27 protein-coding genes, 1 tRNA gene and 1 riboswitch are annotated in these 23,960 nt (G+C 57.9%); of the genes, 11 read left to right on the forward strand and 17 right to left on the reverse strand.

The window, feature by feature from the left end; genetic code table 11:
- Positions 1 to 22 precede the first annotated feature (22 nt).
- Complete coding sequence (gene cmk / locus AC4FIA_RS06910; RefSeq protein WP_490365237.1) at positions 23 to 634, forward strand: (d)CMP kinase; 612 nt, start codon at positions 23 to 25, stop codon at positions 632 to 634.
- A 21-nt stretch (positions 635 to 655) separates the two neighbouring features.
- Here cmk and AC4FIA_RS06915 read toward each other — a convergent pair whose 3' ends face one another.
- The 3 genes from AC4FIA_RS06915 to AC4FIA_RS06925 form a co-directional block, all read right to left on the reverse strand.
- On the reverse strand, positions 656 to 1,264 hold the full coding sequence (locus AC4FIA_RS06915) for a hypothetical protein (protein ID WP_490365238.1): 609 nt from the start codon (positions 1,262 to 1,264) through the stop codon (positions 656 to 658).
- A gap of 114 nt (positions 1,265 to 1,378) precedes the next feature.
- Positions 1,379 to 1,642, reverse strand: a complete 264-nt coding sequence (locus AC4FIA_RS06920; protein WP_103911070.1) for a hypothetical protein — start codon at positions 1,640 to 1,642, stop codon at positions 1,379 to 1,381.
- Between the two features lie 159 nt (positions 1,643 to 1,801).
- On the reverse strand, positions 1,802 to 2,374 hold the full coding sequence (locus AC4FIA_RS06925; RefSeq protein WP_490365239.1) for a hypothetical protein: 573 nt from the start codon (positions 2,372 to 2,374) through the stop codon (positions 1,802 to 1,804).
- A 354-nt stretch (positions 2,375 to 2,728) separates the two neighbouring features.
- Here AC4FIA_RS06925 and rpsA point away from each other — a divergent pair, with 354 nt between their 5' ends.
- The 5 genes from rpsA to AC4FIA_RS06950 all read left to right on the forward strand — a co-directional run bounded on the left by rpsA (position 2,729) and on the right by AC4FIA_RS06950 (position 6,845).
- A complete protein-coding gene (gene rpsA / locus AC4FIA_RS06930; protein ID WP_490365240.1) occupies positions 2,729 to 4,462 on the forward strand; it encodes a 30S ribosomal protein S1 in 1,734 nt (577 codons plus the stop codon).
- Between the two features lie 127 nt (positions 4,463 to 4,589).
- A complete protein-coding gene (locus AC4FIA_RS06935) occupies positions 4,590 to 5,219 on the forward strand; it encodes a LysE family translocator (RefSeq protein ID WP_490365241.1) in 630 nt (209 codons plus the stop codon).
- Between the two features lie 215 nt (positions 5,220 to 5,434).
- Positions 5,435 to 5,716 (forward strand): integration host factor subunit beta, encoded by a 282-nt coding sequence (ihfB, locus tag AC4FIA_RS06940; protein ID WP_103911074.1) that lies wholly within the window; start codon positions 5,435 to 5,437, stop codon positions 5,714 to 5,716.
- A gap of 8 nt (positions 5,717 to 5,724) precedes the next feature.
- Positions 5,725 to 6,075 (forward strand): LapA family protein, encoded by a 351-nt coding sequence (locus AC4FIA_RS06945; protein ID WP_488050253.1) that lies wholly within the window; start codon positions 5,725 to 5,727, stop codon positions 6,073 to 6,075.
- 110 nt (positions 6,076 to 6,185) lie between these two features.
- Positions 6,186 to 6,845, forward strand: a complete 660-nt coding sequence (locus AC4FIA_RS06950; protein WP_287476355.1) for a phosphoribosylanthranilate isomerase — start codon at positions 6,186 to 6,188, stop codon at positions 6,843 to 6,845.
- Positions 6,846 to 6,848: 3 nt separating this feature from the next.
- On the opposite strand, the gene arsC is transcribed toward AC4FIA_RS06950, so the two are convergent.
- The 4 genes from arsC to AC4FIA_RS06970 are packed head-to-tail and all read right to left on the reverse strand — an operon-like array spanning position 6,849 to position 9,005.
- Positions 6,849 to 7,196, reverse strand: a complete 348-nt coding sequence (gene arsC, locus AC4FIA_RS06955; protein WP_490365242.1) for an arsenate reductase (glutaredoxin) — start codon at positions 7,194 to 7,196, stop codon at positions 6,849 to 6,851.
- The gene (locus AC4FIA_RS06960) at positions 7,187 to 8,245 is read right to left on the reverse strand and encodes a quinone-dependent dihydroorotate dehydrogenase (RefSeq protein WP_490365243.1); all 1,059 of its coding nucleotides are present in this window, start codon (positions 8,243 to 8,245) and stop codon (positions 7,187 to 7,189) included. Before AC4FIA_RS06960 ends, arsC begins: the two co-directional genes overlap by 10 nt.
- Positions 8,242 to 8,670 carry a DUF1330 domain-containing protein gene (locus AC4FIA_RS06965; protein ID WP_490365244.1) on the reverse strand — a complete coding sequence of 143 codons (429 nt, stop codon included), beginning with the start codon at positions 8,668 to 8,670 and terminating at the stop codon, positions 8,242 to 8,244. The genes AC4FIA_RS06960 and AC4FIA_RS06965 overlap by 4 nt, the downstream gene beginning before the upstream one ends.
- Entirely contained in the window at positions 8,667 to 9,005 is a 339-nt protein-coding gene (locus AC4FIA_RS06970; RefSeq protein WP_490365245.1) for a DUF952 domain-containing protein, read from the reverse strand. The genes AC4FIA_RS06965 and AC4FIA_RS06970 overlap by 4 nt, the downstream gene beginning before the upstream one ends.
- Positions 9,006 to 9,182: 177 nt before the next feature.
- Here AC4FIA_RS06970 and AC4FIA_RS06975 point away from each other — a divergent pair, with 177 nt between their 5' ends.
- Complete coding sequence (locus AC4FIA_RS06975; protein WP_490365246.1) at positions 9,183 to 10,745, forward strand: bifunctional metallophosphatase/5'-nucleotidase; 1,563 nt, start codon at positions 9,183 to 9,185, stop codon at positions 10,743 to 10,745.
- A gap of 183 nt (positions 10,746 to 10,928) precedes the next feature.
- Positions 10,929 to 11,594, forward strand: coding sequence for an SOS response-associated peptidase (locus AC4FIA_RS06980; protein ID WP_490365247.1), 666 nt, complete (start codon positions 10,929 to 10,931; stop codon positions 11,592 to 11,594).
- Between the two features lie 23 nt (positions 11,595 to 11,617).
- On the opposite strand, the gene AC4FIA_RS06985 is transcribed toward AC4FIA_RS06980, so the two are convergent.
- Positions 11,618 to 12,097: a hypothetical protein gene (locus AC4FIA_RS06985; protein ID WP_490365248.1), complete on the reverse strand. Its 480-nt coding sequence runs from the start codon at positions 12,095 to 12,097 to the stop codon at positions 11,618 to 11,620.
- 153 nt (positions 12,098 to 12,250) lie between these two features.
- Between AC4FIA_RS06985 and AC4FIA_RS06990 the strand changes: the two genes are divergently transcribed.
- The 3 genes from AC4FIA_RS06990 (at position 12,251) to AC4FIA_RS07000 (ending at position 16,258) form a co-directional block, all read left to right on the forward strand.
- Positions 12,251 to 12,324: transfer RNA gene (locus AC4FIA_RS06990), tRNA-Gly, on the forward strand.
- A gap of 103 nt (positions 12,325 to 12,427) precedes the next feature.
- Positions 12,428 to 14,227, forward strand: coding sequence for an ABC transporter transmembrane domain-containing protein (locus AC4FIA_RS06995; protein ID WP_490365249.1), 1,800 nt, complete (start codon positions 12,428 to 12,430; stop codon positions 14,225 to 14,227).
- 156 nt (positions 14,228 to 14,383) lie between these two features.
- The gene (locus AC4FIA_RS07000; protein ID WP_490365250.1) at positions 14,384 to 16,258 is read left to right on the forward strand and encodes an acyl-CoA synthetase; all 1,875 of its coding nucleotides are present in this window, start codon (positions 14,384 to 14,386) and stop codon (positions 16,256 to 16,258) included.
- Between the two features lie 12 nt (positions 16,259 to 16,270).
- Here AC4FIA_RS07000 and AC4FIA_RS07005 read toward each other — a convergent pair whose 3' ends face one another.
- The 9 genes from AC4FIA_RS07005 to AC4FIA_RS07045 form a co-directional block, all read right to left on the reverse strand.
- Positions 16,271 to 16,570 carry an ArsR/SmtB family transcription factor gene (locus AC4FIA_RS07005; protein ID WP_287476364.1) on the reverse strand — a complete coding sequence of 100 codons (300 nt, stop codon included), beginning with the start codon at positions 16,568 to 16,570 and terminating at the stop codon, positions 16,271 to 16,273.
- A 107-nt stretch (positions 16,571 to 16,677) separates the two neighbouring features.
- Positions 16,678 to 17,757, reverse strand: coding sequence for an alcohol dehydrogenase catalytic domain-containing protein (locus AC4FIA_RS07010; protein ID WP_490365251.1), 1,080 nt, complete (start codon positions 17,755 to 17,757; stop codon positions 16,678 to 16,680).
- A 52-nt stretch (positions 17,758 to 17,809) separates the two neighbouring features.
- Positions 17,810 to 19,018, reverse strand: coding sequence for an MFS transporter (locus AC4FIA_RS07015; protein WP_490365252.1), 1,209 nt, complete (start codon positions 19,016 to 19,018; stop codon positions 17,810 to 17,812).
- 4 nt (positions 19,019 to 19,022) lie between these two features.
- The gene (locus AC4FIA_RS07020) at positions 19,023 to 20,345 is read right to left on the reverse strand and encodes a lyase family protein (protein WP_490365253.1); all 1,323 of its coding nucleotides are present in this window, start codon (positions 20,343 to 20,345) and stop codon (positions 19,023 to 19,025) included.
- A 3-nt stretch (positions 20,346 to 20,348) separates the two neighbouring features.
- On the reverse strand, positions 20,349 to 21,059 hold the full coding sequence (locus AC4FIA_RS07025; protein ID WP_490365254.1) for an alpha/beta fold hydrolase: 711 nt from the start codon (positions 21,057 to 21,059) through the stop codon (positions 20,349 to 20,351).
- A complete protein-coding gene (pcaD, locus tag AC4FIA_RS07030) occupies positions 21,052 to 21,840 on the reverse strand; it encodes a 3-oxoadipate enol-lactonase (RefSeq protein WP_287476369.1) in 789 nt (262 codons plus the stop codon). Before pcaD ends, AC4FIA_RS07025 begins: the two co-directional genes overlap by 8 nt.
- A gap of 119 nt (positions 21,841 to 21,959) precedes the next feature.
- Positions 21,960 to 22,694, reverse strand: coding sequence for a precorrin-6A synthase (deacetylating) (gene cobF, locus AC4FIA_RS07035; RefSeq protein WP_490365255.1), 735 nt, complete (start codon positions 22,692 to 22,694; stop codon positions 21,960 to 21,962).
- Between the two features lie 57 nt (positions 22,695 to 22,751).
- Entirely contained in the window at positions 22,752 to 23,453 is a 702-nt protein-coding gene (locus AC4FIA_RS07040) for a CbtA family protein (protein WP_490365256.1), read from the reverse strand.
- 17 nt (positions 23,454 to 23,470) lie between these two features.
- Positions 23,471 to 23,647, reverse strand: coding sequence for a CbtB domain-containing protein (locus tag AC4FIA_RS07045; RefSeq protein ID WP_103911094.1), 177 nt, complete (start codon positions 23,645 to 23,647; stop codon positions 23,471 to 23,473).
- Positions 23,648 to 23,685: 38 nt separating this feature from the next.
- Positions 23,686 to 23,899, reverse strand: a riboswitch (cobalamin riboswitch).
- Between the last annotated feature and the right edge of the window lie 61 nt (positions 23,900 to 23,960).

A 23,960-nucleotide genomic window follows, 5' to 3' on the forward strand; every position in this document is an offset into this window, starting at 1 on the left:
GGTTGAAGGGTAGGGGGCGACCATGGCGTTTACGATTGCAATCGACGGACCTGCGGCAGCGGGGAAGGGAACGATCAGTAAGGCTGTGGCGGCCCACTATGGTTTTGCCCATCTGGACACAGGCCTGTTGTACCGCGCCGTCGGCAAACAGGTACTGACCGGTACTGCGGCGATCGAGGCCGCGCAGCAACTGCGGGCCGAGGATTTGCAAGCCGATGATCTGCGCACGCCCGAGGTGGCGCAGGCCGCGTCCAAGGTGGCTGTAATCCCCGAAGTGCGTGCGGCCCTGGTGGATTTCCAGCGGGTCTTTGCCCGCCGGTCGGGCGGTGCGGTTCTGGACGGGCGCGATATCGGGACGGTGATCTGTCCGGATGCCGAGGCCAAGTTGTTCGTTACAGCCTCTGCCGAAATCCGTGCTGATCGCCGGTTCCGCGAATTGGTGGCAAACGGGCTGCGTGTGGATTTCGAAACGGTTTTGGATGATGTGCGCCAACGTGATGCCCGAGATATGGGGCGCAAGGATGCGCCGCTGCGTCCTGCCGATGACGCCATTCAGATTGATACGTCCGAGCTGTCCATTGATGAGGCCATCGCAACGGCTATTCGGGAAATCGACGCGCGCCGCGCAGGCTGAATTCCGGTCGGAATTGGTGCGTTAGTTCGCGTCCTTGTGGCTGCGCATGATGCGCTTGGCCGCCAACATCACGGCAAGAACCACAGCCAAACCCAACATTTTGCTTCCAAAGAACACGACCAGATCCGTTGACGGCGGTGTCGTGTGTGAATGTGTGCCTGCCAGAATGTGCGTCGCTAGGGTTTCGACCATCGCGATCATGATGCTTCCCGACGCAAGGATGCGCCAGCCTGAAGGCGTATTGAGCATCTCAATATGGGGGACAGGGGAGGCCCAGTCGAAAAGCATGAAAATCACTGGCGCTGCCGTAAGCAGGATCAGCATGACCAAGCCATTTTCGAAATGTAGCCCAAGGATGGTCTGGCTTGTGGCATCAAGCACCAAGGCTGCGGGTGCAAAGAAGATTATGGATTTGAAACCTGCCAAATAGGCCCCCAGCACGCGTAGTCCAAAGGTCAGGCAAATGATCGGTATTTCGACTTGTGCCGCCGTATCTGCGCGGAATGTTGTGTAGGGGATAAGAGCCTGTTCGATCAGCGACGCAAACAACAGGAAAAAGCTGAAAACCGCTATTTGAAGCAGGGTTTCCAAAATGCTGGTTTGCTTTTTGGTCGCGTCGAAATCAGACATGGCGCCTCCTATCGGGTTCGGGCGCAGAAATGAAAACAATAAAAAACTGATCAGCAGAGCTTTGCTGATCAGTTTCAATTTCTAGTAGATATCTGCCGAAGCGCCTAGTGTTTTTCAGGCACGGGGGCTTTCTGACGGAAGCACATAAGTGCCCAGAGGCAGATCATCCGACTGAATCACGAGACCTTTGTCCAACAAACGGCGCAAGGTGCGGTGAAAAGTAGGTTGAGAAATCCGAGAAACCGTCGGATGCGCACGCACTTTGTCTGTTGTGCAGACATAACCAACATCGGCGCGTTCAGCGGCATTCGCGTAAAATGCCAACAAAATGTCCCGTTCATTCGAGCTTAGGCTATCCAGCCCAAGATCCCGTTCCATGGAGCTAAGCAGATCCCTTAACTGTGCGACCTGTGTCCAGATACCCATTACCATAACCCAACCTACGTTACCAATTTATAGTCACTTTGATAACTTAGGTTGGGCAGGTCTATCAATCTATCCGTATGGTTAGATTGGGGAGAAAAAGTATGGCGTTTTTTACGAGAAAAACTCGCCCTTTAGGCGAAGGTTTGTGTTTCGGCAGGCAAGGCCCATTCCGCGGAGCAGTTCAGAGTCACTGATCGGCATCCGCAATGAACAGTCGGCAATGGCGCGGCGTTCTAACGTCGTGTCATTATGATGGAAGTGGCTAGAAACGATAATCGTTGTCAGCCCCGGACTTGCGCGCCGCAAGTGCAACAGCTTCGGAACCGCGTCGCCATCGCTAGGCAGCGTGTCGAGGTCCATTACAAAGATACTTTTCAGTCCGTCAGCATACTTTGCACAGCGCAGCGCGCTTCTGGGTTGATCGATGATGCTCAGTGCCTCGAAATGCGCGGACAGTCGTGTCAGGGCGTTTTCGATGGCGGATCCGGGTTCGGACATGACCAGAACCTCTTTATCCCAGAGGCTGCGCTCCCAATCAATTTGATCATATCTTTGGTGCGTGTTGTGTTGTGGCGCCGGGGTGGTTGAATTCTGCGGTGAAGGAACCTCTTTCGGTTCAATCAAGATGTCTGTGAAAATGGTGCCGTAATCATTAAAACCGAAGAAATTATTCTCGAACTTCATAGCGAGTTCTCCTTCGACTTTGAGTTGTATGTAAGTATTACAGTGAGCGCATTCAGTTTGATTATCAAGGGCTACTATTGGTGTAAAAACAACAAAAAAGATAAACAATTTGTTTCCGGAACCAAATGCAATGGCGGGAAATGGCTGGTGATTTCGCCGGTGAAGGCCGAAATAGGCGGAAAACCCAAGTTTTCTTGACGAAATCGCACTTGCCCTTGCCACACGGTAAAGAGGCAGGTATATCGCGCGCGTCGACAAGGCGTAAATGCAGCAACACAGATGATCGAGCGGGGTCGAATACCATCGGCCCTTTTTTGTGTTCAGCAGCGTCTGAAGTGACCAACCCCAAGACCGGTGGAGACAACCACCCGGCCAGATAAACCGAAGTTAAAGGAAACCAGAGACCACATGGCTCAGAACGCATCTATGGAGGAATTCGAAGCCCTCCTTAACGAAAGCTTCGAAATGGACACACCCGAAGAGGGTTCTGTCGTTAAAGGTAAAGTCATTGCTGTAGAAGCTGGCCAAGCCATCATCGACGTAGGCTACAAAATGGAAGGCCGCGTTGATCTTAAAGAATTCGCAAACCCTGGCGAAGCTCCCGAAATTTCCGTTGGTGACGAAGTAGAAGTCTTCCTTCGTTCCGCAGAAAACGCCCGTGGCGAAGCTGTCATTTCCCGTGAAATGGCGCGCCGCGAAGAGGCATGGGACCGTCTGGAAAAAGCATACGCAGACGATGCACGCGTCGAAGGCGCGATCTTCGGCCGCGTCAAAGGCGGCTTCACAGTCGACCTGGGCGGCGCAGTTGCCTTCCTTCCCGGTTCGCAGGTTGACGTTCGCCCCGTGCGCGACGCTGGCCCGCTGATGGGTCTGAAGCAGCCGTTCCAGATCCTGAAAATGGACCGTCGTCGTGGCAACATCGTTGTATCGCGTCGTGCGATCCTCGAAGAATCCCGCGCAGAACAGCGTGCAGAAGTTATCGGCAACCTGTCCGAAGGTCAGGCAGTCGAGGGTGTGGTCAAGAACATCACCGAATACGGTGCATTCGTTGACCTGGGCGGCGTTGACGGCCTGCTGCACGTCACAGACATGGCATGGCGCCGTGTGAACCACCCGTCCGAGATCCTGACAATCGGCGAAACCGTCAAGGTTCAGGTTATCAAGATCAACAAAGACACACACCGCATCAGCCTTGGCATGAAGCAGCTGCAGGAAGATCCGTGGGATCTGGTTGCTGCGAAATACCCGCTGGAATCGGTACATACCGGTCGCGTCACCAACATCACCGACTACGGTGCATTTGTTGAGCTGGAGCCGGGCGTTGAAGGTCTGGTCCACGTCTCCGAGATGTCCTGGACCAAGAAAAACGTCCACCCGGGCAAAATCGTGTCCACTTCGCAAGAAGTCGAAGTCATGGTTCTGGAAATCGATGGCGCCAAGCGTCGCGTTTCCCTTGGTCTCAAGCAGACCATGCGCAACCCGTGGGAAGTCTTTGCTGAGACACACCCTGCCGGCACCGTTGTCGAAGGCGAAGTCAAGAACATCACCGAATTCGGTCTGTTCATCGGCCTCGAAGGCGAGATCGACGGCATGGTTCACCTCTCCGACCTGTCCTGGGACGAGCGTGGCGAAGATGCGATCCAGAACTACCGCAAAGGCGACATGGTTCAGGCCGTTGTTTCCGAAGTCGACACTGACAAGGAACGCATCTCTCTGTCCATCAAGAACCTGGGCGGCGACAAGTTCGCTGACGCAGTTGGCGGCGTGAAGCGCGGTTCGATCATCACTGTTGAAGTAACAGCGATCGAAGACGGCGGCGTAGAAGTCGAATACGAAGGCATGAAGTCGTTCATCCGTCGTTCCGACCTGTCCCGTGACCGTGCCGAACAGCGCCCCGAGCGTTTCTCGGTTGGTGACAAGATCGACGTTCGCGTCACAAACGTTGACTCCAAGACACGTCGTCTGGGTCTGTCGATCAAAGCACGCGAAATCGCAGAAGAGAAAGAAGCGGTGGAACAGTACGGTTCGTCCGACTCCGGCGCATCGCTCGGCGATATCCTGGGCGCAGCTCTGAAGGGCGACGAATAAGTCACCCTCAGCTGATACTGACCAATAAGAAAGCCCCGTGGTTCGCCACGGGGCTTTTTGCGTCTTTGGTGCTGTTGACCAAGATGACAAGCTGTGGATTGCTCATCTCTTGAAGGAGATTGCATTCATGGATTTCACTGTTTGGATTACGTTTGTCACGGCCTCGATGGTTTTGTTGATCATTCCTGGGCCGACCATTTTGCTGGTTTTAAGCTATGCCATCAGCCAAGGGCGCAGAACCGCGCTGGCGACGGCGCTTGGCGTGGCTGTGGGGGATTTGATCGCCATGACCGCGTCTTTGGCGGGGCTGGGGGCCTTAGTTCTGGCTTCGGCAACCGCGTTTACGGTGCTGAAATGGATCGGGGCTGTGTATCTTATTTATCTGGGCGTGAAAATGTTCCGCAGCGCCGAGGGCGCGACATTGGGTGGGCTGACGCAAACCAGAAATGAAAGCAGGCTGCGGATGTTCGGCCATGCGGCCACGGTCACAGCGTTGAACCCGAAATCCATCGTCTTCTTCATCGCCTTCGTGCCGCAGTTTGTCACAGCGGATAGCGCCTTGCTTCCGCAGTTTGCTTTTCTGACAGCAACCTTCGTGGCCTTGGCGGGCAGCAACGCGATTATCTACGCGTTGATGGCGGATCGCGTGCGGCAAAAGATTGCCAGACAAAATGTGATCAAGTGGGTCACACGCGCGGGCGGCACGGCGTTGGTTCTGATGGGCATTGTCACCGCGACAGTCAGGCGGTCGGCCTAAGGACCCGGCAATGGTGTTGTGCGAATCGGCACCATCGCCAAAGGCAATGCCGCAGAGCAGCATCTTGAATAACCTGCCAATTCGTTTGGCAGACCGCCTTTAAGGGCTGTTTTCTGTACGTAATTTCAGCGCTTTCGTCGATTCACACGGTTTTCGAATGCCATATTCGCCCCTATAGTCAGTGACATATAAAAAAGCCACGGGGAGAGGGATGGATGATCAGATCCGAACTCATTCAAAAAATTGCTGACGATAATCCTCATTTGTACCAGCGCGATGTCGAACGCATCGTGAATACCATTTTTGATGAAATTACCGATGCCATGTCGCGTGGTGACCGGGTCGAGTTGCGCGGGTTTGGTGCGTTCTCGGTTAAAAAGCGCGATGCGCGTGTGGGACGGAACCCACGCACGGGCGAGTCTGTTCCTGTCGAGGAAAAGCATGTACCCTTCTTCAAGACGGGCAAATTGCTTCGTGATCGACTGAACGGAAAGTAATCAAATCTATGCGGTATATTCGCTACTTCTTTTTGGGCGCCTTGGCGCTTGTGCTGATTTCGGTGGCTCTGGCCAACCGTGAACTTGTGAACCTGCAACTGCTGCCGACAGGTCTGTCCGATCTGCTGGGCATCCAGCAGCAGATTTCCCTGCCGTTGTTCATCGTCATCTTTGGCGGTGTCATCGCGGGTCTGTTGGTCGGGTTTGTTTGGGAATGGCTGCGTGAACACAAGCACCGTGCAGAAGCAGCACGCAAAGGCACCGAGGTTCGCCAGTTGCAGCGCGAACTCAAGCGCACCCAGAAAGAACGCGATAAGGATAAGGACGAAGTGCTGGCGATTTTGGATCAAGCCAGCTGAAGTCCACAGCGGGTCAGGGGCGCAAACGATGCGCCCCTTTTCCGTTTTGCATTGACCCCATCGGGTCTGCGCCCCATCTGACACCAATCATCTGAAAGAGCAGCCCAGTCATGGCCGACGTGCGCGTAAAAATTTGTGGTCTGAAACGCCCCGAAGAGGTGATCGCCGCCGCCGAAGCAGGCGCTGCCTATTGCGGGTTTGTCTTCTTTCCCAAATCGCCCCGAAACGTGACAATCGAACAGGCGGCGGAACTGGCTTTGGCCGCGCCCATCGGTCTGGCAAAGGTCGCTTTGGTCGTCGATCCGGACGATGCGCTGTTAGATCAGATCACGGCCAAGGTGCCGCTGGATATGATCCAGCTACACGGCAAGGAAACGCCCGAGCGTGTGCGTCAGGTGAAATCGCGTTACGGCCTGCCGGTGATGAAGGCCGTGGGGATCGCCAGCGAAGAGGACGTGGAAAACCTTGATCCGTATGAGGATGTGGCGGACCAGATCCTTGTGGATGCGAAAAAGCCCAAAGGTGGGGAACTGCCGGGTGGGAATGGTCTGGCTTTTGATTGGCGGCTTATCGCGGGTCGTGCATGGCGCGCGCCTTGGATGCTGGCCGGTGGTCTGACACCTGAAAACGTTGCGCAAGCGGTGGCCCTGACAGGGGCCCGTCAGGTGGATTTGTCGTCTGGTGTGGAAAGCGCGCCGGGTGTCAAAGACATCAGCAAATTCGCGCCGTTCATTCGCGCGGCGCAGGCCGATGCCCCGCCGCGCCTGTAACGCTTAGTCCAACAACGCCAGCACGTTTTCCGGCGGTCGCCCGATCGCGGCCTTGTCACCTGCAAAGGCGATAGGGCGTTCGATCAGTTTCGGCGTCGCGACCATTGCCGCGATCAGCGCGCTGTCGTCACTGTCTTTGGTCAGGCCCGCGTCTTTGAACTCGGCTTCTTTGGTGCGCATCATCTGGATGGGCGTGACGCCCAACGTATCCAGCGCGGCCTTGATTTCGGCCTCAGTTGGCGCGTCTTCCAGATATTTGCGCACGCTGACGTCAGCGCCGCGTTCTTCCAACAGTGCCAAAGCCTGACGGGATTTCGAACAACGGGGGTTATGCCAAAGGGTTACAGCCATGCGTCACGTCCTGTTCCGACCACTTCTTCGACCGAGTTAAAGCCGTTTTTCGCCAGACGGTCATCCAGACCTTCGACGATCTGTTGGACCAGCGACAGACCGCCATAAACCAGCGCTGTGTATAGCTGGACGGCAGAGGCGCCTGCGCGCAGTTTCTGATAGGCTTGCTCGGCCGAACCAATGCCGCCGACGCCGATCAACGGAATATCGCCCTCGGTCAGTTGCGACAAGCGCGCCAGAACGCGGGTGGATTTGTCGAACAGCGGCTGACCGGACAGGCCGCCCATCTGATCGCGGTGCTGCGATTTCAGACCATCGCGCGACAGGGTGGTGTTGGTGGCGATGATGCCGTCGATGCCTGTGGCGCGGGCGACCTCGGCCACGTCTTTCAGGCCGTCATCGTCCAGATCGGGTGCGATTTTCAGGAAAACGGGGATGCGGCGCTCCAAACCGTTGCGCGCATCCAGAACGCCGCCCAGCAGCGCCGTCAGGGCGTCTTTACCTTGCAGATCGCGCAGCTTTTCCGTGTTGGGCGAGCTGACGTTGACAGTCGCGAAATCAAGGTAGGGGCCGCAGCGGGTCAGAACGGTCGCGAAATCGGCGGCGCGGTCTTCGCTGTCTTTGTTCGCGCCAAGATTCAGGCCCAGCACCATTTCAGACGGGCGCTTTTCCAAACGGGCCGCGATGGCGTGCATACCTTGGTTGTTAAAGCCGAACCGGTTGATCGCAGCTTTGTCCTCAGTCAGGCGATAAAGGCGGGGCTTCGGGTTGCCTTCTTGCGGGCGGGGTGTGGCGGCACCCACCTCGACAAAGCCGAAACCGGCGCGGGCCAGACCGCGGAGCGCCTCGGCGTTTTTGTCAAAACCGGCGGCCAGACCAACGGGGTTCGACAGGCCCAGACCCGCCACCTGACAGCGCAGCCGGTCCGATGTCAAAAGACCGGGCGACGGTGCGACACCGGCCTGAAGGGCCTTGATGGCCAGCCCGTGGGCAGCTTCCGGATCGATCTGGTGCATGGCCTTCAAGCCAAGCTGTTCAAAGAATTTCATGCGAATTGGTCTTTCGTTTCGGACGGGGCGCAGCGGATCAGGCGAGAGGTCAGAACCGCAGCCTGACGGTGAATCACAGCGCGTTGATAGTCGGGGTCCTTGACCATGGCCAGAAAGGCGTGGGCATCTGGGTAGCGGGCGATGAACATAAAGTCCCATTGTTCATCTGATGGGCCGATCAAGGTGGCCTGATAGGCCCCGCGCCACAGGATCGATCCGCCAACGCGTTTCAAAACCGGCGCGCTGTCGCGGCCATAGTTTTCATAGGCCTGATGGCCGGTCAGGCTGTCGGCGGCCAAAGGATGGTCAGCGGGGTATGCCGCCTGATCCCGAACACGCACAAGGTTCAGCATTTCAATCGGGTGATCGCGGGGCAGCGATTTGAAAAGCTCGAACTGGGGGCGGTCCGGATCAATGTAGGTCATGCGAACCCTTCGGGAAATTCGTGGCCATCCGCACCGAGGGGCAGGGGTTTCGCCCAGAGCGCCTGATCATGGCGCAAAGGCGCGTAAAGATGCGGGAACAGTTGGTCGTTACGCGACTTTTCCCACTTCATCGCATCGCCCAACTGGTCGGTATCATAGGCCAGAAGCATCAGGTTTTCTTCACCGGCGAAATGTTTGGCCGCGGTTTCGCGGGCCTGTTCGGCGGTGGAAAAATGGATGTAGCCATCGGTGACATCGACGGATGCACCTTGGGTTTCGCCAAGGTTCTGAAGGTCTGCCCATTCGGCAGCGCGGAGAATTTTATAGATCAGCATAAGACGGTGATGCCGCCTTGATCGCGCGGGGTCAAGCGGGCGCACGCTTGGCAGTCAATCTGCCTGTTGTCATAGCAGTGTCATGGAAATCCGACATTTGACCGTAAGGTAAACTTTGACAGAATCCCTAGCACGAGGCAGGCTCCTTGTGTTCAACTTCCGACAGAGAGGACAGATATGTCTCTTCGCCTATTTACAAGCGCGGCAGCCTTGGCCCTGACAGCGGGTATGGCCCAAGCCGACTACACTCTACACGTCATTCATATTAACGATTTGCACAGCCGTATTGAGCCTATCAGCAAATACGATGGCACCTGCGATGCCGAGAGCAATGCCGAAGGCAAATGCTTTGGCGGCGTTGCGCGTGTTTACACCAAGATCAACGAACTGCGCGAGCAACTGGCCGGCGAGAACGTAATCGTTCTGGATGCGGGCGACCAGTATCAGGGCTCTTTGATGTACACCACGTACAAGGGTGACGTCGAAATCGAGATGATGAACAAGATCGGTTTCGATGCCATGGCCGTGGGCAACCACGAATTCGACGACGGTGACGAAGGTCTGGCCAAGCTGCTGGATGGCGCGTCTTTCCCGGTTCTTTCGGGCAACATCGATGTGTCGTCTTCCAACATCCTTGGCGGCAAGCTGAAGGACACCGTGATCCTTGAGGTTGGCGGCGAGAAAATCGGCATCGTATCGGCACTGGCGACCGATACTGTCGAAACCTCGAGCCCCTCTGCTGCTGTGATCTTCTCGGATGAGATCGAGAACCTGCAACAGGACGTCGCTGCGCTGACTGATGCGGGTGTCAGCAAGATCATCGCGCTGAACCACGTGGGCGTCACCAAGGACATGGCGATTGCCGAGGCCGTTGACGGTCTGGATGCGGTCGTGGGCGGCCATTCGCACACTAAGTTTTCCAACACCGAAGAAGGCGCAATGGCCTATCCGACCATGGTGGGCGACGTGCCTGTGGTGCAGGCCTATGCCTATTCCAAATACGTCGGTCACCTGACGCTGGTGTTTGATGATGCGGGCAACGTGACATCCGCCACAGGCGACACAATTCTGCTGGATGCCTCTGTTGCAGAGGACGAGGCCATCAAAGCGCGTATCGCCGAACTTGCAGGTCCGATCGAGGAAATGAAAACCCGCGTTGTTGCGGACGCTGGTGATGTAATCGTGGGCGACCGTGACGTTTGCCGTGCGATGGAATGTTCCATGGGCAACCTTGTGGCGGATGCCATGCTGGACCGTGTGAAGGATCAGGGCGTAGAGATTGCCATCCAGAACGGTGGTGGTCTGCGTGCGTCGATTGACGCGGGCGAAGTGACCATGGGCGAGGTTCTGACGGTTCTGCCGTTCCAGAACACGTTGTCCACGTTCCAGGTGACTGGTGAAACCATCGTGGCTGCGCTGGAAAACGGTGTGAGCCAGATGGAAGAGGGCGCTGGCCGTTTCCCACAGGTTGCTGGCATGAGCTTTACGGTTGATCCGTCGGCAGAAGCCGGTTCGCGGATTTCCGACGTAATGGTCGGCGGTGCGCCGATTGATCTGGGCAAGACCTATGGCGTTGTGTCGAACAACTATGTTCGCAACGGCGGTGACGGCTACAAGATGTTCGTAGACGCGATGAACGCCTATGACTTCGGCCCCGATCTGGCAGATGTGACAGCGGAATACATCGCGGCCAACGCGCCTTACACGCCTTACACAGATGGCCGTATCACAGTGAAATAATCTTCGGGTTTGATCGAAGGTTCAGGCGGCGCGAGGGACCCCTCGCGCCGTTTTTTATTTAGCGGTCGCGCTGGCGCGCGTCAGGTTTATCTCGTCCATCGCCTTTGGCGCTGGACTGCGGGCCGCCCTTGGCGATGATGTGCGGGGATTGCGCGTTTGGCGCGTGTGGGTAGGGTAGGGCGCATGTGTGGAAGATTTGCCGTTACCCTGCCGCAAGATGCGATGGCGCAGCTGTTTGAGGCGCGTCCTGCTAATGATTTGCCCGATGTTCCGAATTTCAACGTCTGCCCGACGAACGCGGTGCATGTGGTGCATAATCAGGGCGAGGGGCGCGATCTGGTGTCGATGCGCTGGGGGTTCATCCCGCATTGGTACAAATCGCCGACCGATGGACCGTTGTTGATCAATGCACGGTCTGAAACGATTGCCGAAAAGCCCGCGTTCCGCGCGGCCTGCCGTGAACGGCGTTGTTTGATACCGGCGACGGGATTTTACGAATGGACCAAAGATGATGAGGGCAAGCGGTTGCCGTGGTACATTCATTCCTCGGACGAAAAGCCGCTGGTTTTTGCCGGTGTCTGGCAGGATTGGGAGCGTGACGGCGAACATCATCGCACCTGTGCGATTGTGACCTGCAAGGCCAACCCGACCATGTCACAAATCCACGCGCGGATGCCGGTGGTTCTGACCCCTGATCAATGGGCTTTATGGCTGGGTGAAAATGGACATGGCGCAGCGCGTCTGATGACGGCTGCGCCAGATGATTTTCTTGAGTTCTACCGCGTTGACCCGGCCGTGAATTCGAACCGCGCCAAGGGGTCTGAGTTGATCACACCGATTGAGGTGTGATCGCAGCGATGGCAGGCCGTCGATTACAGGCCGCCGACCTCGGATACCGGAATGCCGTCACCCAAGCTGATGATCGGTGCGGGCACGTCGATTGCGAATTCGCCGGATGCAAACAGGGGCGAGGGGACTTCAACAAAAGAATCGGTCGTTTCATTGATGTAAAGCGCGTCATCAATGGCCGCTTGGTTGGCCAGAATTTCCTCGTCTGTGTACTGCGCACGCACGAAGAAATCCTCGAAAGATGCCGTCATGCCGCTGGTGATCACCAGTGTATAGCTGCTGAACGGTTCCATTTGGCCGGTGGACCAGGATTCGTCGGATGCACCAATAATGGCAACGCCTTCGCCGAGGTTATGGAAGTTGATGATGTCGCCCGGCTGCACGTATGTGATGGTCGGGAAAAAACCCTGACCCATCAGGGCCACTTCATAGGTTTCGGCCGCCGCTTGTTGCGTGAACAAGAGACCAAGGGCCAGAGCGTAACCGCCAGTTTTCCGCAGCATGCAGATTTCCTCTTTAATTATCGGCCCCCACCGATATTCAGAGACTGTCTTAAGTTTTAAATCTGTCAAAAGTTTGACACTTCTGACGAAAGTTTTTTACGCGCATTGGTGGTCTTGACCCCCTTTGCCGCCTAGACTAATCACATCCCGAGCGCGGGTATGGTGTAATGGTAGCGCCCTAGCCTTCCAAGCTAGTCGTGCGGGTTCGATTCCCGCTACCCGCTCCAAAACTTCCCCAACACAGTGCAACCTTTGGCCACATCGGCCCTTGGATCGCTTGACCCTTCGCCTTCGCACCGTCAAAAAGCGTTCTAGACTGTAGGAGGTGTTATGGCCCGTAGGACAGGACCCGCATCGGGCCAGGAAGAACGAGATAAGTCACGCAATATCGGCGCGATGCGTCGTTTGTGGCCGTTCATGCGCCCGTACAAGACTTTGCTGGTATTCGCGCTTCTGGCCTTGGTGCTGACGGCTTCGGTGTCGCTTGTGCTGCCGATGGCGGTGCGCCGCGTGGTCGATAATTTTGAAATCGGTAGCGGCGCGTTGTTGAACCAGTATTTCGCTGCGGCGCTTGGTATTACGGGCCTTTTGGCCGTGGGCACGGCGCTGCGCTATGCTTTGGTGACGCGTCTGGGTGAACGGGTTGTGACCGATATCCGGAAAGAGGTGTTTGCCCGCGTCATCGGCCTGTCGCCTGCGTTCTACGAAAAGATCATGACGGGCGAGGTTCTAAGCCGGATCACCACCGACACCACCTTGATTCTGAGCGTGATCGGGTCGTCGATTTCCATCGCGCTGCGCAATGCGCTGATCTTCGTTGGTGGTCTGGCGCTGATGCTGTTCACGTCGTGGAAACTGACGTTGATGGTGCTGCTGATTGTGCCTGCAGTGATCGTGCCGATCATGACGTTGGGCCGTAAATTGCGAAAGCTGTCGCGCGAAAATCAGGACTGGATCGCGGATTCCTCGGGCAATGCATCCGAGGCGCTGGGATCAGTTCAGACGGTTCAGGCCTTTACGCATGAGGCGCGCACCGTCGCCGCCTTTAATGAAGTGACCGAGAAAAGCTTTGACGCGGCCCGCCGTCGGATCTGGACGCGGGCGTTGATGACCGCGATCGTGATTTTCCTGATCTTCAGCGGTGTTGTGGGTGTTCTCTGGATTGGCGCGTGGGACGTGCGGGCAGGGGACATGAGCATCGGTGCACTTGTCCAGTTCGTGATTTATTCGGTCATGGTGGCAGGCTCGGTCGCGGCGCTGTCCGAAATCTTTGGTGAATTGCAACGCGCGGCTGGTGCGACCGAACGGTTGGTCGAGTTGCTGGAAACCACCGACAGCGTGAAGGACACCAACACGCCTGTGCCGCTAAGCACGCCGGTGAAGGGCGAAATCGTGTTCGACGATGTCCTGTTCCACTATCCGGCGCGCCCTGATGTGGCGGCTTTGGACCACGTGTCTTTGACTATTGCGCCGGGGGAAACCGTGGCTCTGGTCGGCCCGTCCGGTGCGGGTAAGACGACCATTATCCAGATGATCCAGCGCTTTTATGATCCCGAAAGGGGATCGGTGCGTCTGGATGGGCAGGCTCTGACCGATCTGGCGCGGACCGAGTTCCGTAAATACCTGTCGCTGGTGCCGCAGGATCCGGTGATCTTTGCGACGTCGGCGCGTGAAAACATCCGTTTCGGCCGCCCCGATGCGACTGATGCCGAAATTGAAGAAGCGGCGCGCACAGCGGCGGCACATGACTTTATCGCGGCCTTGCCCGATGGCTACGACAGCTATCTTGGTGAACGGGGTGTGATGCTGTCGGGTGGTCAGAAACAGCGGATCGCCATTGCCCGCGCCATCCTGCGTGATGCGCCTGTCTTGTTGCTGGACGAGGCGACATCCGCCCTTGATGCCGAAAGCGAACGTCTGGTGCAAAGCGCTGTGGACAAGCTGGCCAAGGGTCGCACCACGGTTATTGTCGCACACCGCCTTGCGACCGTGAAAAAGGCCGACCGGATTGTGGTGATGGATCAAGGGCGTATCATCGCCACTGGCACACATGACGAACTGGTCGCTGAAGGTGGGCTTTATTCCCGTCTGGCACGTTTGCAGTTCACGGATGGAATTGCTGCGGAATAGCAAGAAAATGCACGCTTTTTTGTAGTCGCAGAAAGGCGTGCATGTCTGACGCGACCCGAAACGTAACGTCAGAGAAAGCTTCCGTCGCGTCCGTTTGACTTGTACGAAAGTCTAATCCCTTACACACTGTCCCGGAAGATTTTGGGAGGAGCTTCGATGAGTTTTGCTTCGAAGGACGATCGCAATGCGATTGAACAGCAGATGCCTTGGGCCGATCGCGATGTGCCCGCAACCTTGTATGGTCTGCTGTCGCGCACCGCGGGCCAGCACCCTGACCGGCCTGCTGTCAGCTATCAGATTTTCTCGGGGCCGGACGACAAAGCGGAAACCCTGACATGGGCCGAACTGCGTGCCAAAGTTGCGCAAACGGCGAACCTGTTCCGGTCTTTGGGGATCGGTGAAAAGGATGTGGTCGCCTATGTTCTGCCCAACTGTAACGAAACAACGCTGACGCTGTTGGGCGGTGCGGTTGCGGGCATCGTGAACCCGATCAACCCGCTGCTGGAGCCCGAACAGATCGCGTCGATCCTGCGCGAAACCAAGGCCAAGGTCGTCGTCACGCTGAAACCGTTCCCGAAAACGGATGTGGCGCAAAAAGTGGCCGAAGCTGTGCGCCACGCACCCGGTGTAAAAACCGTGGTCGAGGTAGACCTGAACCGCTATCTGACACCGCCCAAGTCGTGGATCGTCCCGATGATCCGCCCCAAGGCGCCCAAGGTGACGGCGGATGTGATCAGCTTCAACAAGGCGATCAAAAAACAGAACACCGAACTGGATTTTGCCGATAGCCAAGGCGACCGTATCGCAGCCTACTTCCACACAGGCGGCACGACCGGCATGCCGAAAGTGGCACAGCACAAATATTCCGGCATGATCTATAACGGTTGGCTGGGCGATACGCTGCTGTTCACAGAAGAAGACAACATCATCTGTCCGCTGCCGCTGTTCCACGTCTTTGCTTGTCACGTGATCCTGATGGCGGCTGTATCATCCGGTGCGCATGTGGTTTTCCCGACGCCGCAGGGCTATCGCGGCGAGGGCGTGTTCGACAACTTCTGGAAGCTGTGCGAACGCTGGAAGATCAGCTTTATTATCACCGTTCCGACCGCAGTATCGGCGCTCATGCAGCGTCCGGTGGATGCGGATATCTCGTCTGTGAAAACGTCCTTCTCGGGTTCGGCCCCGATGCCGATGGAACTGTTCCGCCGCTTCCAAGAGGCCGCAGGCGTCACCATCGTCGAAGGTTACGGCCTGACCGAGGCAACCTGCCTTGTGTCGGTCAACCCCGCCGAGGGCGTGCAGAAGGTCGGCTCGGTCGGTATTCCGTTCCCCTACACGGACGTGCGCATCATCAAGCACAACGGTAATGGCCCGGAAGAATGCGGCCCTGACGAAGTGGGTGAAATCTGTGTTCTCAGCCCGGGCGTTTTCTCGGGTCACACCTACACGGAAGAAGACAAGAACGTGGACCTGTTCTATCAGGGCACGCACCTGCGCACGGGCGATCTGGGTCGCATTGATGGGGATGGCTATCTGTGGATTACAGGCCGTGCCAAAGACCTGATCATTCGTGGCGGTCACAACATCGATCCCGCCGAGATCGAAGAGGCGCTGTTGGGTCACGATGCGGTAGCCTTTGCCGGTGCAATCGGTCAGCCCGACGCCCATTCGGGCGAACTGCCTTGTGCCTTTGTTGAACTGGTCGAAGGCAAATCCGTGACGGAAGATGAATTGCTGGAATATTGCCGCGTGCACGTCCACGAACGGGCGGCACATCCCAAGCATATGACCATTTTGCCTGAGCTGCCGAAAACAGCTGTGGGTAAGGTCTTTAAACCCGATCTGCGCAAGATGGCGATCACACGGGTTTACAACGGCGCGCTGGAAAAAGGCGATGTGGCGGCGCGTGTCGTGTCTGTCATTGATGACAAGAAGCGCGGTCTTGTGGCCCAGGTCGATCTGAAAGGCGCGTCTGACGCGGACGTGGGCACAATTCTTGGCGATTACACAAGACCATGGGAGCCCGTTTAAGGGCTTCCTCAGTTAGACAAACAATTCTACCAGCAGATCGATCATCTGTTTGGTCTCGGGACGGGCAAGGCTGTAGCGCATGGACTTGCCCTCTCGGCTTGCTTGAACCAAGCCTTCTTCCCGCAAACGCGACAGCATCTGGCTGACCGTTGACTGGCGCATATCCAGAAGTTGTTCCAGTTCGGAAACGGTTCGCGGCTTTTCAGCAAGGTGACACAGGATCGACAAACGCCCTTCGTGGGCGAGTGTTTTTAGGTAAAGCGTAACGGTAGGAACTCGATCAACGAGTTCCGAAGACTGGTTATTGTACATAGACATAGGTCCGAAATTGCAAAAATGATTAGGCATCTGCATAGTTGCATCACGGATAAAGTATCTGTCCGGCCCCCGAACAGTTAGGGGGAAACTTCGTTAAAAATCTACAAAACCAGAACGTTGCGGATTGCGGACCCTTCCAGCGTGTTGGCAATGGCTTCGTTGATTTGCTCTAAGTCCCACGTTTTAGTAACTAAATCGTCCAGATTCAGGCGGCCCTGTTCGTACAAATCGATCATCCAGGGGATGTCGCGGGATATCACAACGTCGCCCATTTTTGATCCAATCATGCCTTGCCCGGTGTAGGCCGCGCGCAAGGGTTCGTAACTTGCGGTTGAACCAGCGTGCGGCATCCCGACCATCACAAGCCGTCCGCCCCAGCCCAGATAACGGGGCGCGCTGTCGTAGGCGGGGATCGAGCCGACCGTTACAACGCAAAGGTCAGCGCCCTTGCGCAAGATGCGCTGGACCTGTTTCCACGGGGCTTTGTCTGTGGCCAGAACGCCGTCTGTCGCGCCAAAGGATTTGGCCTGTTCCAGACGGTCTTCGGTCATGTCCACCGCGATGATGCGACGTGCGCCTGCAATGCGGGCACCTTGGATCGCGTTCAGACCAACGCCGCCTGCACCGATCACGACCACATCTTCGCCCGCGCGCAGCTTGCCCGCGTTGACCACAGCGCCGATGCCGGTGATCACGCCACAGCCCAAAAGGGCCGCAACCTCGGGGCGGATATCGTTTGTGAAGGGGACGACCTGACTTTGATCGACAACAACCTGTTCGGCAAATGCGCCGCAGTCCATTTCCGCCACAACGCTTGTGCCGTCATCCAGTGTTAGGGGCGACGGCCCCCGCTTGGTTGTCTGGCAGATCGTCGGACGTCCCGTGGTGCAGGTGGGGCAGGTGCCGCAGCTGCGGATCAGCGTGACGACAACCTTATCGCCAACCTTGGTCGTGGTGACGCCATCGCCCACGGCAACAACCTCGCCTGCCGCCTCGTGGCCAAAGACCGCGGGCAGTTCGCCGCCAAAGGACCCTTCGGCATAGTGGATATCGGAATGGCAGATCGCCACGGCAGAAATTTTGACTGAAACCTCACCTGCCAGCGGATCGCGCAGGTTCAGGGTTTCGATGGTCATAGGCTGGCCGTGTTGGCGGCAGACCGCGGCTTTAATGACTGTCATGAAATATCCTCCTGCGGGCAGAGTGGCGGCGCATCAGGGAAGGTTCAAGCCTTTAAATGATCGTTTGTTCACGACGTTGCGGCCAAAAGAGAACCGCAAAGGCTGCAAGCAGAATGACAATGGACGCGGTGAACGGCGCGCCGGGGAAATAGAGCGCGGCGCCTTCGTGGGTGAAGCCGAAAAAGATCGTCGTCATCAGGGGTGGCGAGGCAATAGCGGCCAAGGCGGCAGCCGACAGGAAAACGCCCTGAAGCGCGCCTTGTTCGTTGTCGCCGACACGCTGGCTAAGCATGCCTTGGATCGCAGGTGAAGTGACGGCACCCATTGCGGCCAAAGGTGTCAGGATCAGTGCGATATGGCCCGAGGTGACAAAGGAAATCGCCAGAAATGCGATCATGTTAAAGGTCAGCCCGTAGATGACGGTGCCGCGCTCTCCGAGGTATTTCAGGATATACCGGATCAGCACGGCCTGAACGATGGCAACGGACAGGCCAAAGATCGTCAGGGATAGGCCGATCAGCCCAGCATCCCAGCCAAAGCGTTCTGTGCCGAAATAGCTCCAGATCGACGGATAGACGTGAAAGGCTGTTTGCAGCAGGAAAAACACCGCAATCCCGCGCGCGACGCCGTCCATCCGGTTCAATGCCTTGAACGCGCCCAAAGGGTTCAGGCGGGATCGTTCGATGGGGCGGCGGATCGCGTCTGTCACGGTTTCCGGCAGAACGAAATAGCCCAGCACCATATTCATGCCTGCGAGCACAGCGGCGGCGATAAAGGGGGCGCGTGTCCCGAAACCGCCCAGAAACCCGCCAAGCAAGGGGCCCAGAACAAAGCCCAAGCCAATGGCCGCGCCCACAAGCCCAAAGTTCTGCGCCTTTTTCTTGGGATCGGATAAGTCGGCAATAGCGGCAGAGGCTGCTGTCTGTGTGGCTGCCGTGATGCCCGCGACGATGCGGCCAATCAGCAGCAACCAGATGCTGCCCGCCAGAGCCATGATGACATAGTCGATGGCCATCACGCCCAATGCGGTCAGCAGAATGGGGCGGCGTCCGAACCTGTCGGACAGCGACCCCAGCATCGGGCCGAACAGAAACTGCATCAGGGCAAAGACGGTTGATAACAACCCGCCCCAAAGCGCGGCTCGGGCCAATGTGCCGCCCGTCACTTCTTCGATCAGTTCTGGCATCACGGGAAGGATCAGGCCGATCCCCATCGAGTCGATCATCACAGTGAGCAACAAGAAGAGGATCGGTAAGCGCATCAGATCAAATCGCCTTAACGGCGGCGATAAAGGCGCGCGCCTCGGACGGGGCTTCGCCCATCTGTTGGGTCGGATCGAACAGCCCCGCGTTCAGGTCGGGCCATTTGGCCAGTGCCGTATCGCGCAGGTGCGTGCCATTGGCGATGACCTCTTTGCACAGGTCCTTGACCTGCGCCTGCGCGTCGGGGCGCGACATGCGGTCGGTCAGGGCAAACGACAGCGCCTCGGCCGCCAGCAACCCTTGGGCGCTGTCCAGTGTGGCCATCATCGCGTCGCCATCCGGTGTAACGGATTGGGTCAGCCGTTCTGCATGATCCAGCGCGGCAGACAGGGCAAGGCATAGTTGCGGCACCACCATCCATTCCGTGAACCACGCAGATCCGTCGCGCTGTTGGCGCGGGGTGCCTGCGGCATGAAGCGTGCCGTTCAGCCCTTGGATATGGCGGTTCAGCGCCACCAATGCCGAGGGGCCAACAGGGTTCTGTTTCTGGGGCATGGTCGATGATCCGCCAGCACCGGACAGGCGCACTTCGCCCACGCCGGATTGCGTGGCGGCAATCAGGTCTTCGCCCATCTTGCCCAAGCCATCGCTGACCCGCGCGATCCAGCCGCCCAGTTGCAGCATGATCGACCGGTCCGCGTGCCAGCTGCGTTTCGGATCGGCCAGACCCAGTGCCTCGGCCAGCGCCGCGCGCAGGGAAGGGGCGTCAGAGCCAAGCTCGGACGCTGTGCCCGCGGCACCGGACAGGGAAACGGGCAAAGCATCGGACAGGCGTTGCAGATCGTCCAAAGCCGACAACAGCGGCCAGCCCCACGCGGCGACAACCGCGCCAAAGGACGTGGGCGTTGCGAACTGCCCGTATGTGCGGGCGGCCATGGGCTGGGCGACGTGTGCTTCGGCCAAGACAGACAGGCCCGACAGGATGGCGCGGATGCGGGCGTCATATTGCGCCAGCACCTTTTTGATCCGCAGCATGAGGCCCGTGTCCATGATGTCCTGCGATGTGGCACCCCAGTGCAGGTATTGCGCATGTTCGGGCGCTTGCATCAATTCACGGAACGCCCCGACCAGAGCGGGCACGCACACGCCGTTGGTGCCTGTCGCCTTGGCCAGACCCGACGGATCGATCTGCAGTTCCATTGACGCACGGTGGATGGCCTGCGCGCTGATTTCGGGGATGACGCCCGCCTGTCCCTGCACCCTGGCCAAAGCGCCTTCGACCAGCATCATGGCGCGGACTTCGGCGGTGTCGGTGAACAGCTTGCCCACATCGCCCGTCGGAAACAGTTTTGCATACATACCGCTGTCGAAAACGGAACCGGCCATACCTTAGCTTTCTGAGATTTTGTGAACCAACTGCGCAAGCGCGGCTGGTTGCGAGAAGAAGGGGGAATGCGAGGTATCCATGCGGAACACATCCTGCGGCACGAAATCTTCGGCCATGGTTTCCTGAAACTCGGACGGGATCGCGCTGTCCTGTTCGCAGACAATGTAGCTGCGCGGGACGGATTTATAGTTCTCGCCCAGCGTCACCTTGGTCGCCTGCGGCAGGATTGCCTGAGGACAGATATTGTCCAGCGCGAACTCGAACGCCTCGTCGGGGATGTCGTGGTAGAACACTTCGCGCGCGTGTTCGGGCTTGATCGAAAACGTCACGCCGTCTTCGGACTTTTCGATGGCCTTCATGATCGGCTGGCGTGGCGCGCGCAGGCGCATTTCCACCAGCGAATGATCATCCCACGGCACATAGGCGCACAGATAGATCAGGCGGCTGATGTTGGTGGGGTCCATATCGGCGGCACGGCTGATCGGGTAGCCGCCCATGGAATGCCCCATCACAATCGTCGGGCCGTCCAGCGCGTCCAGAATGGTCTGTGCGTACATATCCAGCGTGACATCGCCCACAGGCGTTGTGTCATCGCCGTGGGACGGCAGGTCAATGGCGCGGGCGTTGTGGCCGCGCGCCTGTAGTTCGGGGATCAGATCACGCCAGCACCACGCGCCGTGGCACGACCCGTGGACCAGTAGGATATCAGCCATGCCCCTGCGCCTTCAGGAAATCAGTCAGGATCTGTGCGTATTCCTCGGGCTTTTCAACGCAAGGAAGGTGGCCTGCACCACGGATCAGTTTGAAGTCCGAACCCGGGATCAGATCGATGGTTTCGCGCACCAGATCAGGCGGGGTTGATCCGTCCTCAGAGCCCGCGATGCCCAAAGCAGGCAGGCGCAGACCGGATGTGGGGGTAATGAAATCCGTGCCAGCGATCGCCGAACAGCAGCCCATGTATCCGGTTTTGGTCTGACGGATTAGCATGTTGTGCCATGCCCAAAAGGCAGGCGTGTCGCGGAAGGATTTCGAAAACCAACGCTCGAGGATCGGATCGGCCAGTGCCTCGATCCCGCCAGCGTCCACGGCGGCAATACGGTCTGCCCACATCTCGCGCGTGCCGATTTTAGCGCCGGTGTTGGACAGAACCATCGCGCGGACAAGGTCCATACGTTTGGCGGCCAAACCTTGTGCGATCATCCCGCCGATGGAGAGGCCGACAAAGACGCAGTCCTTAACGCCCAGAAAATCCAGCAGCTTTTCAACATCAGACACCAGCGCGCCCATGCTGTAGGGGCCTTCGGGGCAGTCCGACAGACCGTGGCCGCGTTTGTCGTAACGGATATAGCAGTATTCTTGCGGCAGCAGGGGCATGACCTGATCCCACAGGCGCAGGTCTGTTCCCAAAGAGTTGGCAAATACAACCGGTGCCCCATCGGGGTTGCCGTCGATGCGATAATGCAAACGGGGGCCGTCAATCTCTGCGATCCGCACGGGCGTCTCCTTATATTCCTGATGGGACCTGATTAAAGGCTCACCACCGGAAAGGGAATAACCAAGCAACGGTTTCGCGACTGCCAGAGGACTGCTGGGAATGCAGCCCTTGAAGGCGTTTAACGGCGCTTCAGAATGTAGCTGTCCATGATCCAGCCGTGCTGTTCCCGTGCGGCTGCGCGGGTTTCCACGATCTGGCCCGAGACGTCAGCCAAGGGGCCTTCGATCAGGATCTGTTGGTCAGAGCCAAGATAGGCCCCCCACCAGATGTGCCAGCCGTCTGCATCAAGGTTCTGGAACGAACACAGCCCGTCCAGCATGACAACCGTGGTTTCGGCGTTCGGCGGAAGCCCTTCGGCACGCAGGCGGCGACCGGTGGTGATCATGACCGATCCGTCGACGGTGTTTAGGGGAATGGCGTGCGCAGCGGTCAGGGCCTGAATTGCAGTGATCCCAGGGATCACGCGGACCTGCGGGGCAGGGGCAAGACGTTCGGCAATGCGCAGCGTGCTGTCATAAAGCGACGGATCGCCCCAAACCAGCAGGGCCACCGGACCCGTGATGTCGACACCGTCGATTGCGACCTGCCAGCGGCGGGCGATTTCGTCGTGCCACTGTTTGACCCGCTCCTGATAGGGCAGATCGGGATCGCGGACGGGGTATTCGAAATGAACGATGCGGGCTTGTGATCCGGTTCCTTCGATGATCCGGTGGCGGATTTCGGCAAGGTCGTCTTTCTGATCGCCCTTGCGCGGCACCAAAATCACAGCGGCCTGCTGAAGTGCCTTCACCCCCTCAAGCGTGATGTGAGAGAGGCTGCCCGTGCCGATGCCAACAAGCCAGAGAGTGTCCATGAAACCGGTCTCTTGAATGAAACGGGCCGGATGATGTCATCCGGCCAGTGTGGTGTTTCAGGTGTTCGGGTCTGTCAGCCGTGCCACCAAGGCACCCAACAAAGCCCAACTAAAGAAGGCAACGCCAATGACGCGGGTCGCAAAGGTTGCCGACAGTTCCGGCGGCGCAACGCCATAGAATTCGTCCAGAACCGGCGCACCGATGACGTGGGGCAGTGCAATCAGCACAAAGCCCACGGCGATCGTCAGAGCTGAGGGGCGCAAGAACATCAGCCCGAGGCCTATTGCCGTCGCGGCCATTGTGCCGAACCACCAATACTGGCGCAGATTGATGTCTTCGGAAATCGTGCCCGGAAGATTGGGCGCAAGACCCATCGACGGTGCCATCTGGACCACGGCAAACCCTGCCAGCCCCCACAGCACACCCTGCATCGCTGTCACGCGATGACCGCGCGCACGGACGAACTGGAAGATCGCAGCCAGGATCAGGCCATAGCCTGCATAGATCAGACCCGCAAAAAGCATGGTCAGCAGGTTGCGGGTGACTTCCGGCGCATCGCCACCGTCCGAATGCCCGTGCGCTTCTGCGCCTGCGCCGGTCGCGGCTGTGTCAGGTTGTCCGAAATGGATCAGGTCGCGAGATTCATAGAGCTCGGCCTGAAGAATGATATCCTGAAGGAACCCAAAATGCAGAGCGCCCGCGACAATACCCGTAGCACAGCCGCCGATTAGGGCGCCTGTTAGCGTTTTAATATCCATGGGATGTCAGCTGTGCGTCAGTGGCAGGGGAAGCCGGTGCCGTGACGGATGTCGTGTGCCGCGTCGTGCAGCGTAGCGGACTGCGCGTGACCAGCAAGGAACACGATACCCATACCCAGGAACGCTGTCAGGACGATGCCCATCAGGCCGGATTGAGCGGTTGCAGTGCTGCGAGTTGCGATGGTCTGCGACATATTTCTTTACTCCTGGACCGTCACACCCGACGGCTGTTTGGGTTTCATTTGGCGTGGCCGGTCTCCTGACTCACGGGTCGTAGCGGGCCTTTCCCCTTCCCACCAAGCACCAAGGCTTCGGCAGTGGGTCTTTGAAAGGTCGCTCGCCGCATACAGTCGCGGGGGCGGTCTGGGTTTACTGGTTGATTATCCCTGTTCCCGAATTAAGTTCCTTCCCTTCAGGGTTGGAACACCACGCGTCTTTATCCCGCCGAGGGTGCTACCCAGTCAATAGCGAAACCGAATTTATAGCGCGTCAAAGCGACATAGGTCG

The sequence above is a fragment of the Thalassococcus sp. genome (assembly GCF_982780845.1).

Bases quoted from the DNA above. Each gene is read 5' to 3' on its own strand.
- AC4FIA_RS06950 (WP_287476355.1), top strand. From the start codon at position 6,186: ATGGCCGACGTGCGCGTAAAAATTTGTGGTCTGAAACGCCCCGAAGAG.
- AC4FIA_RS07020 (WP_490365253.1), bottom strand. From the start codon at position 20,345: ATGGCCGGTTCCGTTTTCGACAGCGGTATGTATGCAAAACTGTTTCCG.
- AC4FIA_RS07000 (WP_490365250.1), top strand. From the start codon at position 14,384: ATGAGTTTTGCTTCGAAGGACGATCGCAATGCGATTGAACAGCAGATG.
- AC4FIA_RS07025 (WP_490365254.1), bottom strand. From the start codon at position 21,059: ATGGCTGATATCCTACTGGTCCACGGGTCGTGCCACGGCGCGTGGTGC.
- AC4FIA_RS06965 (WP_490365244.1), bottom strand. From the start codon at position 8,670: ATGACCTACATTGATCCGGACCGCCCCCAGTTCGAGCTTTTCAAATCG.
- AC4FIA_RS06995 (WP_490365249.1), top strand. From the start codon at position 12,428: ATGGCCCGTAGGACAGGACCCGCATCGGGCCAGGAAGAACGAGATAAG.
- AC4FIA_RS07015 (WP_490365252.1), bottom strand. From the start codon at position 19,018: ATGCGCTTACCGATCCTCTTCTTGTTGCTCACTGTGATGATCGACTCG.
- AC4FIA_RS06915 (WP_490365238.1), bottom strand. From the start codon at position 1,264: ATGTCTGATTTCGACGCGACCAAAAAGCAAACCAGCATTTTGGAAACC.
- AC4FIA_RS06960 (WP_490365243.1), bottom strand. From the start codon at position 8,245: ATGAAATTCTTTGAACAGCTTGGCTTGAAGGCCATGCACCAGATCGAT.
- cmk (WP_490365237.1), top strand. From the start codon at position 23: ATGGCGTTTACGATTGCAATCGACGGACCTGCGGCAGCGGGGAAGGGA.
- cobF (WP_490365255.1), bottom strand. From the start codon at position 22,694: ATGGACACTCTCTGGCTTGTTGGCATCGGCACGGGCAGCCTCTCTCAC.
- arsC (WP_490365242.1), bottom strand. From the start codon at position 7,196: ATGGCTGTAACCCTTTGGCATAACCCCCGTTGTTCGAAATCCCGTCAG.
- AC4FIA_RS06980 (WP_490365247.1), top strand. From the start codon at position 10,929: ATGTGTGGAAGATTTGCCGTTACCCTGCCGCAAGATGCGATGGCGCAG.
- AC4FIA_RS06970 (WP_490365245.1), bottom strand. From the start codon at position 9,005: ATGCTGATCTATAAAATTCTCCGCGCTGCCGAATGGGCAGACCTTCAG.
- ihfB (WP_103911074.1), top strand. From the start codon at position 5,435: ATGATCAGATCCGAACTCATTCAAAAAATTGCTGACGATAATCCTCAT.
- AC4FIA_RS06920 (WP_103911070.1), bottom strand. From the start codon at position 1,642: ATGGAACGGGATCTTGGGCTGGATAGCCTAAGCTCGAATGAACGGGAC.
- AC4FIA_RS07005 (WP_287476364.1), bottom strand. From the start codon at position 16,570: ATGTACAATAACCAGTCTTCGGAACTCGTTGATCGAGTTCCTACCGTT.
- AC4FIA_RS06975 (WP_490365246.1), top strand. From the start codon at position 9,183: ATGTCTCTTCGCCTATTTACAAGCGCGGCAGCCTTGGCCCTGACAGCG.
- AC4FIA_RS06985 (WP_490365248.1), bottom strand. From the start codon at position 12,097: ATGCTGCGGAAAACTGGCGGTTACGCTCTGGCCCTTGGTCTCTTGTTC.
- AC4FIA_RS06945 (WP_488050253.1), top strand. From the start codon at position 5,725: ATGCGGTATATTCGCTACTTCTTTTTGGGCGCCTTGGCGCTTGTGCTG.
- AC4FIA_RS07045 (WP_103911094.1), bottom strand. From the start codon at position 23,647: ATGTCGCAGACCATCGCAACTCGCAGCACTGCAACCGCTCAATCCGGC.
- AC4FIA_RS06925 (WP_490365239.1), bottom strand. From the start codon at position 2,374: ATGAAGTTCGAGAATAATTTCTTCGGTTTTAATGATTACGGCACCATT.
- AC4FIA_RS07010 (WP_490365251.1), bottom strand. From the start codon at position 17,757: ATGACAGTCATTAAAGCCGCGGTCTGCCGCCAACACGGCCAGCCTATG.
- AC4FIA_RS06935 (WP_490365241.1), top strand. From the start codon at position 4,590: ATGGATTTCACTGTTTGGATTACGTTTGTCACGGCCTCGATGGTTTTG.
- AC4FIA_RS07040 (WP_490365256.1), bottom strand. From the start codon at position 23,453: ATGGATATTAAAACGCTAACAGGCGCCCTAATCGGCGGCTGTGCTACG.